Here is an 11,908-nt window from a genome sequence, read left to right as displayed (position 1 = left end):
ACCCGCCTGCCGTCAAGGCGCGGTGAGCTTCGTGACGTCGGGGGCGAAGACCGTCATCCAGTGCGGGCACAGCCGGTAGAAGACCACGTCCTCGTCCCAGTCGAAGGCGTCCTCGCCGTAGACGTCCTTGAAGTGCGCGAGCAGGTCCGGCCAGTCCGCGGCCGGCTCGCCGTCGACGGGGTTGAGCACCTCCACCGTGCCGTGCGTGAACACACCCAACTCCTCACCGCGCATGTGCGCGACGCTCGCGGCGGGCCGGGCGGCGAGGTGACGTGCCTTCCCGGCTTCGCGCGCCGTGCCGAAGTGCCACTTGCCGTGCAGGAGGTGTCCGTCCACACCGCTGATCCGCGGCTCGCCCTTCGCCGTCACGGTCGACAGGGCCGGCGTGCACGTCCCCGTCAGGACCCGGGTGAGCTGCTCTGCGGTCATCGTGCGCCCGTCGACGATCGACCGGAGGTGAGCGGTGGAACGGGACAGGGAAGCGTCGAGCAGGGCCTGGAGTTCGTCGAGTTCCTCCGACGTCGCACGCATAAGAGCTCCTCACGCAGCGATCTTGCCTCCGGGACCCGCGGCGGTGGCGCCCGAGCCGGGGATGGGCCTTGCCCACGATCATCGACCGGTTCCCGCACCCGCGGGCCGCTGTCGCGGACGTTCGAGCACTGCCGTCCCCGCGCCTTCACTCTCGCACAGCACGCGGTAAGTCCGGCCTCGAGATCGAGGACTTGGCTTCCTATCCGCGCTTTCCCGGCTCTCGTAGGTCGGCGTCGGTCGTTGCCGGACCTCCTGCGCAGGAAGGTCCGGGGTCTTGGTGGGCAAGCGGATCGTGAAGGTCGAGCCGTGGCCGGGCGTGCTCACCGCGGTGAGCGTTCCGGTGTGGGCTTCGACGAGGTGTTTCGCGATGGCGAGTCCGAGGCCGCTGCCGCCGGTGGCGCGGCTGCGGGACGGGTCGGCGCGGTAGAAGCGGTCGAAGACGTGCGGCAGGTGCTCCGCGGCGATGCCCGATCCGGTGTCGGTCACGGCGAACTCCACCGTCTCCGCGTGCTCCCGTACCGCGACCACCACGGTTCCGCCGGCCGGGGTGTGCCGGATCGCGTTGGACACGAGGTTGCCCAACGCCTGGCGCAGCCGAGTGGGGTCGGCGAGCACGGCCACGGCCTCGGTCGCCGCGACCCGCAGGTCCACCCCGGCGGTCTCCGCCCGCGCGCGGTGCGCGGCGACGGCCTGCTCGGCGAGGTCGGCCGCCTGCCGTTCCTCCGGGTGGACGCGCAGCATGTCCGCGTCGGCGAGCGCCAGGTCGTGCAGGTCGGTGACGAGGCGTTCGAGCAGGTCCTGCTCCTCCAGCAGCGACCCGACGAGCGCCGGGTCGAGCGGGAGGACCCCGTCCTGCACGGCTTCCAGGTGGCTGCGGACGTTCGCGAGCGGGGTGCGCAGCTCGTGGGTCACGTCGCCGACGAGCGTCTTGCGCTGCCGGTCGGTGCTCGCGATCGCGTCGGCCATCGTGTTGAAAGCGGTGGCCAAGCGGCCGACCTCGTCGTTCCCGCGTACCGGGACGCGGGTCGCGCGGTCGCCGTTCGCCATGCGCCGGGCCGCGGCGGTCAAGGCGCGGATCGGGCGCACCAGCCTGCGCCCGGCCGGCACGGTGACCGCCGCGGCGACGAGCAGAACGGCCGCCGCCGTCGCCGCGGTCCGCCACCGGCCCTCCGGTGAGAACGGGTCGAACCGGTCGCTCTCGCCGAGGTACAGGTCCGCGGGCGCGGCCACGTACGGCTCTTTCGCCGCGGCCCGCGCGGTTCCCAGGCAGTCGATCCACTGGCGGCGAGCGCCGTGCCGCGGGCGCAGTGCTCGTGCCCCGGTCGAGTCGGTCGTGATCTCGTAGGCCAGGCCGTGCCCGGTCAGGCACGGAACGGCCAGGTCGACGACCCGTTCGCCGAGCCCTCGGGCCGCCGCCGACGGTGCGGACAACGCGGTGGGCACACACGGGTCCGGCGGCAGGTCGGCACCCTCCCGCCCGGTGACGTGGTGGCGGCGCGGGGACGTGCGTTCCCGCGCGGTGCGCCGCACGCAGTCGAGCGCCTCCCCGGCGTAGACCTGCCGCTGCCGCCGTTCCTCCTCGGTGAGCCGCCAGATGTAGAAGCCGATGTCCACGCCGAGCGCCGGCTCCCGCACCACCACGTTCGGCATCACCCCGCCCGCGCCGAGTGCCGGTCGGGTCGCGTCGACCGTCGCGGCCGGGGTCGGCGGCAGGCCGGTGGTACCGCGCCCGAGCAGCGCGGCCGAGTCGACGAACGGCTCACCACCGGGCCTGGCAAGCGCTATCCGGCGGCCGGTCCGGTCCGCGAGCTCCCGCACCAGCACCTCGACACCGCCCCAGTCGCGGTGCTCGTCGGCGTAGGTGTACAGCTGGGCGAGGATGTCGCTGTCGGTCGACAGCAGCGACGTGTCGGCGGCCGGCCCGTCCCGCAGCCGGGTGCCCCCGCCGGAGGTGGCGAGTACCGCGGTCGCACCCACCGCGAGCGCGGCGATCCCGAGTGAGAGCCCGACCAGCCTCGGCAGGAGGCTATGGCGCATCGTCGGTCTCTTCCCGGGGCGGTTCGGCGAGCTTGTAGCCGACGCCGTAGACGGTCAGCAGGTACCTCGGACGGGTGGGGACCGGTTCGATCTTGCGGCGCAGGTTCATCACGTGCATGTCGATCGTGCGGCTGGTGACGTCCCGGCCGAACCCGCCGACCCGCTCCAGCAGCAGCGGTCGCGTGAACGCCCGCCCCGGCGAGGCCGCGAGGCAGGCCAGGATGGTGAACTCGGCCGGCGTGGTGCCCACCGGCCGACCGCGGACGCGGACCTCGTGGCGGGCGAGGTCGACGACCAGTTCGCCGATCCGGTAGCGCTCCTGCTCGGCACGCGTGGCGCCCGTGGCGCGGGCGGCGCGGCGCAGCACCGCGGCCACCCTGGCGACGAGCTCCCGCGGCCGGAACGGCTTGGTGAGGTAGTCGTCGGCGCCGAGTGCGAGACCGAGCACCAGATCGTCCTCACCCGCCCGCGCGGTGAGCATCACGATCGGGACGTCCCGGTCCGACCGCAGTGATCGGCACACGTCCAGACCGTCCACTTCCGGCAGCATGACGTCGAGCAGCAGCAGGTCCGGCGCACGGCGTCGAACGTGGTCGAGCGCGGCCCGGCCGTCGTGCACGACGGTGGCCTCGTGCCCCTCGCTCTCGAGGTAGCGGCGGATCAGCTCCGCCTGCTTGCGATCGTCCTCGGCGACCAGGATGCGTGCCGGCATGTCGGGGAGTCTCGCGCACGAACCTGTGAACCGGCCATGAAAACCGGAGCCGAGGTCCGGTCCTGACAAGATCCTGACCGGCGACCGGCACGCTCCGGGCCCATGACGACACACCACGCACCGGGGTCCGACAACACCGAGACCTCGACCCGGCCGTCGCGCCGGACCATGCTCGCCGCGCTCGGGATCGGCTCGATCGCCGCCGGCGGGATGGTGGCGGCCACCGGATCCGCGCAGGCCGTCACCGACCCGGCGCAGGCCGACGCCGGCTCCGACCGGATCCCCGACACCCTCCGGCCGGGTGGCGAGTTCGACCGGTACCTCACCCGGCTCGCCGAGCAGGACGCGTTCTCCGGCACCGTGCTGCTGACGCACCGGGACAGGACCGTCCTCTCCCGCTCCCACCGGATGGCCGACCGGGCGCGGGGCATCCCCAACGACGCCGACACGGTCTTCGCCCTCGGTTCGATCACCAAGCTCATCACCGCGACGGCCGTCCACCAGCTCGCGGAGAGCGGCCGGCTCGCCTACGGCGCGACCCTGGGCACGTACCTGACGGGCTTCCTGCCCGAAGTCGCCGGATCCGTCACCATCCACCAGCTCCTCACGCACACCTCGGGTCTCGGCCGTCCGGCGATCAACCCGCCGCGGCCACCCGGGCAGGAGCAGTGGACGACCCTGGACGAGATCTTCGCCGGCACCGTCGACTACATCCGCGGCCTGCCGCTGAACTTCACCCCGGGCACGAGGAGCGCGTACAGCAATGACGGCTACTACGTGCTCGCCGCGATCGTGGCCCAGCTGTCCGGGCAGAGCTTCTACGACTACGTCCGCGAGCACGTGTTCACCCCTGCGGGCATGTCCACCGCCGGGTTCCGCACCGCGGCCCAGTGGCGCGAGGACCGCCGTATCGCCCATCCCTACGACATGCTCGGCGGCAGCGGGTGGACCGACGTGATCGACCTGTTCGACGCCGGCCTTCTCGGCAATCCCGCCGGTGGCGCGTTCGCCGGCGCCCCGGACGTGGCGCGCTTCGCGAGTGCGTTCCAGCGCAACAGGTTCCACTCGGCGGCGTACACGCACCTCGCGGCGAGCCCGAAGTGGCCCTTGGCGCCGGACAACTCGTTCTTCGAGGGGTACGGGCCCAGCGTGCGTCACATGAACGGCCTCCGGATCAACGGCCACAACGGCGGTGCCAGGGGTGTGTCCACCAACGTGGACTGGTTCCCCGACTCCGGCTGGACCGCGGTGGTGCTCGCGAACTACGGCGAGAGCGCGGTAGCCGTGGTCCGCAAGGCACGCGAACTGATCACCGCCCCACGCTGACCGGCGCGACAGGGGTTCCCCGTCCTCACGGCCCGACGAGGGGACGGGGACCCCGACCTGACGACAGGTTCCGGTCAACGGCACCTCGGGACGGAGCGGTCATGTGCTTGTCGGGGTCAGGGCCGGTGCTGACCCGTCACCCGCCGGCCTCGTTCACGGCTCACAGGGCGTTGTCCCGTTCCATCCTCTCCAGGTGCTCCTGTTGCAGGACCCCCATGCGCAAAGCGTCGCGATAACGTCCCGCGGCGAAGAACTCCTCACGCAGGACGCCCTCGTCCTGGAAACCGACCTTCCGGTACACGTGGATCGCTTTTTCATTCGCCACGTCCACGATGAGGTAGATCTTGTGCAGGTTCAGCACCGCGAACGCGTAGTCCAGCGCCTTCTTCGTGGCGATGGCGGCCAAGCCGCGCCCCTGGTGCCGCGGTGCGATGATGATCTGGAACTCGGCCGTGCGGTGCACGTCGACGATGCCGACCAGCTCGACCAACCCGGCCGGCTCGCCGTCGACGTCGACGATGAAGCGGCGTTCGCGCTCGTCGTGGATGTGGCGGTCGTAGATGTCGCGCAATTCCACCAGCGCCTCGAAGGGCTCGTCGAACCAGTACGACATGATCTGGTCGTCGTTGAAGAGCTGGTGCACGAAAGGCAGGTCGTCGCGTTCCAGCGCACGGAGCCGACAAGAGAGCCCTGACATGGCGTGACCTTAACGCGCCACCACAGCGCGTGCCGCGCGAGCACGAGAGGTTCGCGCGACCGGGGTCCTCGGCAAAGCCCGGCCGCGCGGCCACTTCCGCGCCGGTTGCGGGTGGCCGCACGGCCTCGCCGACCACTGCCCGGTCGGCTTCAGGGTTGGAGGCGGCGGTCGAACCAGGCACGGGTGCGGCGCAGGACGTCGAGTTGGTGGTTGCGTTCCTGGATCGAGTGGCCCTCCCGGGGGTAGATCACGAACTCGTGCTCGACGCCGAAGTGGCGCAGCGCCCGGTGGAAGTAGACGGCCTGGCCGAGGGGGACGTTGCTGTCCTGGGCGCCGTGCAGGATGAGCACCGGGGTGCGGATGCGGCCGGCGAAGGAGATCGGGCTGACCGCGTCGTGCGGGTGCGGGCCGATCCCCTCCCACCCGGTGCTGCCGCCGAGGGCGGCCTCGAACTGGCCGTTCTCGCCGGTCGCGGCGAGCATCCCCCAGTCGACGACACCGGCGTTGACCAGCGCGGCGCGGAACCGCCCGGTCTGCCCGATCGCCCAGGCGGCCATGAACCCGCCGTGGCTCCCGCCGGCGATGCCCAGCCGATCGGGGTCGGCGATGCCCTCGGCCGCGAGCAGGTCGATGCCGGTCAGGATGTCGGTCCACTCCTCCCTGCCGACCCTGCCCGCGACGGCGGCGGCGAACTCGTGACCACGGCCCTGGCCTCCGCGCGGGTTGGGCAGGAACACCGCGTACCCGGCGGTGGCCAACCACTGCGCGCTGGGGAACCAGAACAACTGGAGGCGATCCGCGTAACGGTCGTAGGGGCCTCCGTGCACGATCGTGACGAGGGGGAACGGGCCGTCCGAAGCGGATTTCCCCACGGGCAGCACGAGCAGACCGTCCAGGTCGAGGCCGTCGGCGGCGCGGTAGGCCAGCGGTCGCTGGGTGCCGAATGTGATGCCGTCCAGTTCGGGACGGGTATCGGTGATCCGCCGCAGCGGCCCGGTCGGTGGTCCGACGTGAACGTTCGTGGGGTGGTAACGGGTGCCGGTCAGCGCGGCGATCGTCGTGCCCGCAGGGGTGGTGGTGAGGGCGTCGAGGCGGCCGGGGTGCCGCGACAGCGGCGTGGGACCGTCGGGGTCGAGCCGGGCCAGGGTCGTGTTCAGGCCGTCGGCGAACACCACCAGCGGGGCGGCGTCGGTCTGGCACAGCTCGGTGGGGCACATCGGGAGGTCGGCGGTGCGGTTGCGCCGGACGCGGCTGCCCACGGCCAGGTCGAACACCGCGGTGCCGGCTTGGAGGACCGGTGGCGTGAGGGCGACGTAACCGAGGTGCCACCCGTCTTCGGCAGGCCACCAGGCCAGGGAGCGCGCGTCGGCCTCGACCGGTCCGAGGTCCTCCGCGGTCCCCGTCGCGGGGTCGAACAGGTGCAGTCGACCGGTGCGAGGGCCGTGGTCCAGGTCGGCGTCCGCCCGGGTGAGGACGGCGAGCGGGCCGCCGTCGGGTCGTTGCCGCAGTTCCACCACGTGCCGGTCGTCGAACACGCTCGGGGTGGTGACCTGGCCGGTGCGCAGGTCGAGCAGGCGCAGCCGGGCACGCGAGGCGCGCTCACCGACGACAACGGCGTCGTCGCGGTCCGAGGCGCGGCGCGTGTCCTGCTCGGTGGGCTCGTCCTCGGCGAGCAGCGCGACCAGGTCGGGATCGGCGAGCGGCAGGTGGTCGGCGATGCCGGCGCGCCAACCGGTCAACGCGGTCACCACGCCGTCGGCGGGTGTGAGCCGGTGCACCTGCGGAGTGCCACGCTCCCCGCGGTCGGACAGGAAGTACAGCGAGCGCGAGTCCGCGGACCAGCGGGGTCGGGACTCCGTCGCGGTGTCGGCTGTCACCCGACGCCACACACCGTCGCCTTCGATGTCGGCGAGCCGGAGCGCGGTGTCGAGGTGGTCGCCGATTCGGCTGGTGGGGGCGAGGACGTAGCAGAGCAGGTGCCCGTTCGGAGCGAGAGCCGGGGACCGCGGGACGCGACCATCGACCACGAGTTCGGCGGTCAGACCTGTCATGCGATCAGTGTGCCGACGTCGCCGGCGCACCACCCGGACGAGTCGTCGCGGTCGGCGCGCTCGGACGAAGCGCCCAGCCGACCTCACGGTGCAGCACCCCAACGCGCCCCACGTGGCGTGCACGTCGGCGTGCAGGGCGGGGCGCGGCACACGGAACTGTGATGTGGGTCACCACGATTCCGGGTTGACGTTGGTGTGTGCTCCAACCCTTACCTTCGCCCCTGCTGTCGGACTGTTCGGGGTCGCGCCGGTGACGGCCGCGGGTCGAGACGCAGAGGGGAACGTATGTCCACCAAGGCGAGGAGTGGTCAGCGGGAAGCCGGTCGCGGGTCCGGCTTGTCCCTGTTGACGGTGTGCCTGACGGTCGTGCTGTTCCCGTTGGCCATCACCGGTTCGTCGGTCGCGCTGCCCGCGATCAACGGCGAGTTCCACAACTCGCTGGCGGCCGGGCAGTGGGTGGTCAACGGCTACAACCTGACCTACGCGGCGTTCATGCTGGCGACCGGGTCGCTGGCCGACCTGCTGGGCCGGCGCAGGATGTTCCGCGTCGGTGTGTCGCTGTTCGTGCTCGGTTCGCTGGTCTCCACGATCGCACCGGGGATCCTGCTGCTCGACCTGGCGCGCGTGGTGGCCGGCATCGGCGCCGCTGCCGCCACGACCAGCGGCAGCGCCATCCTGGCCGACACGTTCGAGGAAGGCCCGGCGCGGGCCAAGGCGTTCGGCGTGTTCGGCACCGCGGTCGGCCTCGGCCTGGTGTTCGGTCCCAGCGTGTCCGGTGTGCTGATCAGTTCGTTCGGGTGGCGTTCGGTGTTCCTGCTGCCCACGATCGTGGGCATCGTCGTGCTGCTGCTGACCCGCGTGCTGCGCGAGTCGCGCAACCCGCAGGCGAACCGGGTCGACTGGGCGGGCACGATCACGTTCACGCTCGCCCTCCTGCTGCTGATCTTCAGCCTCATCCAGGGGCCGCAGTGGGGCTGGGGCGATCCCGTCGTCATCGCCACCCTCGTCGGCACCGCGGTGGCGCTGATCGCGTTCGTGGTCGTGGAGCGCCGCCAGGAGCAGCCCATGTTCGACCTGGCCCTGCTCAGGCAGCCGAAGTTCCTGGGCGTGTCGCTGGCGACGATCCCGGTCGTGTTCGGCTTCGCACCACTGGTGATCTACCTGCCGTCCTACCTCGCCTCCGTCGACGGCTTGGCGGCTGCGCAGATCGGTGCGGTGATGCTCATGCTGACCGTGCTGGCGCTGGTGTTCCCCGGCGTTGCCGGCATGGCGGTGAAGTGGGTTCCGGCGTGGGTCCAGATCACCTTGACGGCGGCACTGGCGGCGATCGGCCTGGCGTGGCTGACCGTGATCGAGCCGGGCATCGGCTACCTGAACCTCCTGGGCCCGCTGGCCTTGATCGGCATCGCGGTGGGCATCTCGTTCGGCCTGCTGGACGGGGCCGCGGTCAGCAGCGTCGAGGCCACCCGCGCCGGCATGGCGGCGGGCATGTTCAACACCGTGCGCCTGACCGGCGAGACCATCTCGATCGCGGTGGCGGGTGCGCTGCTCGTCAGCTTCACCCAGAACGCGGTCAGCGAGCGCGCGGCCCGGTTCGGTCCGTACTCCGACGACCCCAACGGCCTGGCCAACGCCCTCAACCAGGGCGACCTCGCCCGTGCGGCCGAGACGATCCCCGAGGACCAGCGCGAGGCGTTCACGAGGGCGGCGGGCGAAGCCTTCGCCTCCGGCCTGCACGGTCTGCTCTGGACGATGGCCGCCCTGTGCGCGGTCGTCTTCGTCGTGATCGCCTTACTGCTGCGCGAACGCCGCTCGGCCGCCTCGAAGGTCGACGCGAACGCGTCGCGCTGACCTCACTCGATCACGGATGTTCGCCCTTCGGCACTTCCGAGGGGCGAACATCCGCGCGTTCACGGCACGCCGGGTCGAGGTGTCCCGGGACTCGCCCGTTCGGTGACTCGGATACCCGCTCGACGAACGCGGCACGGTCGGCGACGTCAACGAACCCGCTCGGCAGCGCGGGCATCGCCGATGAAGCGCTGGGCCGCTTCAGGCAGTGCGACGGGCGATGAGCCGGTCGCCGCCGGGACTCCTGATCCGCACGTGGCGACGGCCTGTCCGGGACCTGGCCGCGGTCCGCCGGCCCTGTCGGGCGTCTTCCACCGCCGCGTGCCGCTGCCGGTCGGCCGGACGGCGGCAGGAGTCGCCCGATGGGCGGACCGGTTCCCGGGTCCGACGTGATCTCGCCCGGTCGTTTCCCCGGAAATGCGACCCGTCCGCCCGGACGGGCTTTTGAGGCTGTCCGCGGCCAACCCCTCATGGACCGTGCTGCCCACCTGTCCTGTTGCTGCCACATGCCTTCCCGGCCGGGGCGTCGATGGTCTGATTTGGGAGATGCGTCGATCCGGTACCTCGGCTCCGCATGCGCGCTCAGGCATCTGCGACTCGTCCGCGACGGTCGTCAGCACGTCCTGCGCGTGGATCCTGCTGCCCGCCGGCGGGACAAGTGAGGTGATTCAGGGGTACCGGGAGCGCAGCGCGAGGGAGCCGGTTCACCGCCGTGCCGCATACCGGACTTTCGTCCGGCGAGTCCTGGATATGCAGGTCAAACCGCTGTCGTGCGCGTGGCGGGTGTTGTGGCGGTACTGATCCCGTGTTGCGGCACGGCGCGGCACTCGACCCTGTAAAGTCCCCAAACGGGTGAAAGGGGGGTTCGTGGGAGAACTGCACGGTCCGGTGGTGGATTAATGACCCCGTGTTCCTTTGCGCCACTTCGAACGGTGTGGTTAACATGGTCGGTATCAGAGGAATGATCGACACGTCGCCTACCTTTGAGGATACTGCCGGGGGGCTAAAGTAGATGGGCTTGAAGATCAACTTGTCATCGACCGGGGTGGCGCATTTAACCGCTGTTGAAAAGGTCGATTCCGTTTCGATCGACTCGGTGACGGTCACCGATTCGCCGCGATTGGCTGGTTTGAACACCGACCACGTGCGCGCGCTGGCAGATGCCGAGGGGGCGCTGCTTCCGATCGTCGTGCACCGGGAAACGATGCGTGTGGTCGACGGGGCGCACCGGCTGGCGGCCGCGCGGCTGCGTGGCCAGCAGGAAATCGAGGTCGTCTTCGTGTCCGGCTCCGAATGCGACTTGTTCGTCCTCTCGGTGCAAGCGAACATCGGGCACGGCCTGACGTTGACGCTGGCGGAGAGGAAGGCCGCCGCGAACCGCATCCTGATCTCGCACCCGCACTGGTCCGATCGTAAGATCGCCATGGTCACGGGTATGTCACCGAGTACTGTCGGCTCTCTCCGGAACCGTTCGAGTGTCGAACTCGGACACTCGAACAAGAGGCGGGGCCTGGACGGTGTCGAACGGCCGCAGAGCACCGCCGAGAGCCGCAGTCGAGCGTATGCATTGCTCACCGAACGGCCGAATGCGTCGGTGCGGGAGATCGCCGCCATAGTAGGACTTGCGCCGTCGACCGTCCACGACGTTCGACAGCGCATGCGCGACGGCAGGGCGCCGGTGCCGACCGGTCAACGTGGAGCCGCCGAGCCGGTGCGACGCCTCCACGTCGCGGGTGGCCGTGCCGATCGGTCGGCCGAGGACGGCGCCGGCATCTCCGTCGCGACGTTGAGCGTCGACCCCGCCCTGCGGCACAGCGACCTCGGCCGGCTCCTGTTGCGGCTGCTCAGCACTCAAACGCTGCTCGAGCAGCGGTTGACCGAGTTGACGGCCATCGTGCCCCGGCACCTGGTGGGCTCGGTGGCGACCCTCGCCCGGAGAACGGGCGACACCTGGTACTCCTTCTCCGACCAGGTCGGGCTCGTCGACCGACGTTCCCGCGGATGAGCGAGGCGGAGTTCGGCGCGGACGAGCGGTCGTGCAGGTGCGTCCGACCGGTCGTGCGTTCGAGTTCAGCGGGGTCGTCCCGGACGCGATCGGGCTTACGCTGAATCGCGTGGACGAATCACAACCGATGCCTACGGGGAAGCGTCATGTCTGAGCATCGTTCGTTGCGCGAGGCGCTCGGCAGGTTCGTCACCGGTGTGACGGTAGTGACCGCGGCCTCGGAACAAGGGCCCGTGGGGCTGACGGTGAACTCGTTCACCTCGGTCTCCCTCGACCCGGCGCTGGTTCTCTTCTGCCTTCGTCGTGACTCGAGGGTCGGAGATGTCTTCGAGAGCGCCGCGTCTTTCGCCGTCAACATCCTCGGAGAGCATCAGGAGTCCGTCTCCAAACGGTTCTCCGGTCCTGTCGAGGAGCGCACCGAGGGCGTGGCACTCGACTTCGGGGTCACCGGTGCGCCGCTGCTCGCCGACGCTCTGGCCTACCTCGACTGCGACCTCCACCGGCGGATCGACGCCGGGGACCATGTGATCATCATCGGCTGGGTCCGCGATTTCGAGATCAGGCGTGCCGAGGCTCGCCCGCTGGCCTTCTACGGTGGGCGGTACGCCGTTCTCGGTCGGTAGTCGTCGATCCGGGCGAGGTGACGGGCATCGGCCCGTGTGTGCTGCTGCTTGACAGTGGGAATCCCATTCGGCAGGGTG

General features: G+C 70.8%; 9 protein-coding genes. 4 read left to right on the top strand and 5 right to left on the bottom strand.

What is annotated here, in order from left to right; genetic code table 11:
- Positions 1–12: 12 nt before the first annotated feature.
- From ACIQMJ_RS31770 to ACIQMJ_RS31760, 3 genes are all read right to left on the bottom strand, one after another.
- Positions 13–531, bottom strand: a complete 519-nt coding sequence (locus ACIQMJ_RS31770) for a pyridoxamine 5'-phosphate oxidase family protein (protein ID WP_499764677.1) — start codon at positions 529–531, stop codon at positions 13–15.
- A gap of 78 nt (positions 532–609) precedes the next feature.
- Positions 610–2,568 (bottom strand): sensor histidine kinase, encoded by a 1,959-nt coding sequence (locus ACIQMJ_RS31765; protein ID WP_499764676.1) that lies wholly within the window; start codon positions 2,566–2,568, stop codon positions 610–612.
- A complete protein-coding gene (locus ACIQMJ_RS31760) occupies positions 2,558–3,280 on the bottom strand; it encodes a response regulator (protein ID WP_499764675.1) in 723 nt (240 codons plus the stop codon). Before ACIQMJ_RS31760 ends, ACIQMJ_RS31765 begins: the two co-directional genes overlap by 11 nt.
- Positions 3,281–3,382: 102 nt before the next feature.
- Here ACIQMJ_RS31760 and ACIQMJ_RS31755 point away from each other — a divergent pair, with 102 nt between their 5' ends.
- Positions 3,383–4,606 carry a serine hydrolase domain-containing protein gene (locus ACIQMJ_RS31755; protein ID WP_499764674.1) on the top strand — a complete coding sequence of 408 codons (1,224 nt, stop codon included), beginning with the start codon at positions 3,383–3,385 and terminating at the stop codon, positions 4,604–4,606.
- Positions 4,607–4,766: 160 nt separating this feature from the next.
- Here ACIQMJ_RS31755 and speG read toward each other — a convergent pair whose 3' ends face one another.
- Positions 4,767–5,303, bottom strand: coding sequence for a spermidine N1-acetyltransferase (gene speG / locus ACIQMJ_RS31750; RefSeq protein ID WP_499764673.1), 537 nt, complete (start codon positions 5,301–5,303; stop codon positions 4,767–4,769).
- Between the two features lie 149 nt (positions 5,304–5,452).
- On the bottom strand, positions 5,453–7,354 hold the full coding sequence (locus ACIQMJ_RS31745) for a prolyl oligopeptidase family serine peptidase (RefSeq protein WP_499764672.1): 1,902 nt from the start codon (positions 7,352–7,354) through the stop codon (positions 5,453–5,455).
- A gap of 285 nt (positions 7,355–7,639) precedes the next feature.
- On the opposite strand from ACIQMJ_RS31745, the gene ACIQMJ_RS31740 reads away from it, so the two are divergent.
- The 3 genes from ACIQMJ_RS31740 to ACIQMJ_RS31730 all read left to right on the top strand — a co-directional run bounded on the left by ACIQMJ_RS31740 (position 7,640) and on the right by ACIQMJ_RS31730 (position 11,830).
- The gene (locus ACIQMJ_RS31740) at positions 7,640–9,205 is read left to right on the top strand and encodes an MFS transporter (protein WP_499764671.1); all 1,566 of its coding nucleotides are present in this window, start codon (positions 7,640–7,642) and stop codon (positions 9,203–9,205) included.
- Between the two features lie 1,015 nt (positions 9,206–10,220).
- Complete coding sequence (locus ACIQMJ_RS31735; RefSeq protein WP_499764670.1) at positions 10,221–11,207, top strand: ParB/RepB/Spo0J family partition protein; 987 nt, start codon at positions 10,221–10,223, stop codon at positions 11,205–11,207.
- A 146-nt stretch (positions 11,208–11,353) separates the two neighbouring features.
- Complete coding sequence (locus ACIQMJ_RS31730; protein ID WP_499764669.1) at positions 11,354–11,830, top strand: flavin reductase family protein; 477 nt, start codon at positions 11,354–11,356, stop codon at positions 11,828–11,830.
- Positions 11,831–11,908 lie beyond the last annotated feature (78 nt).

The organism is Actinosynnema sp. NPDC091369 (genome assembly GCF_044757065.1).
Lineage (GTDB): Bacteria > Actinomycetota > Actinomycetes > Mycobacteriales > Pseudonocardiaceae > Actinosynnema.
Note: the sequence above shows the minus strand (reverse complement) of the source record. Positions and strands in the feature narration are given on the sequence as shown.

Coding starts and splice junctions, on each gene's coding strand:
- ACIQMJ_RS31770 (WP_499764677.1), bottom strand. CDS start 531: ATGCGTGCGACGTCGGAGGAACTCGACGAACTCCAGGCCCTGCTCGAC.
- ACIQMJ_RS31765 (WP_499764676.1), bottom strand. CDS start 2,568: ATGCGCCATAGCCTCCTGCCGAGGCTGGTCGGGCTCTCACTCGGGATC.
- ACIQMJ_RS31760 (WP_499764675.1), bottom strand. CDS start 3,280: ATGCCGGCACGCATCCTGGTCGCCGAGGACGATCGCAAGCAGGCGGAG.
- ACIQMJ_RS31755 (WP_499764674.1), top strand. CDS start 3,383: ATGACGACACACCACGCACCGGGGTCCGACAACACCGAGACCTCGACC.
- speG (WP_499764673.1), bottom strand. CDS start 5,303: ATGTCAGGGCTCTCTTGTCGGCTCCGTGCGCTGGAACGCGACGACCTG.
- ACIQMJ_RS31745 (WP_499764672.1), bottom strand. CDS start 7,354: ATGACAGGTCTGACCGCCGAACTCGTGGTCGATGGTCGCGTCCCGCGG.
- ACIQMJ_RS31740 (WP_499764671.1), top strand. CDS start 7,640: ATGTCCACCAAGGCGAGGAGTGGTCAGCGGGAAGCCGGTCGCGGGTCC.
- ACIQMJ_RS31730 (WP_499764669.1), top strand. CDS start 11,354: ATGTCTGAGCATCGTTCGTTGCGCGAGGCGCTCGGCAGGTTCGTCACC.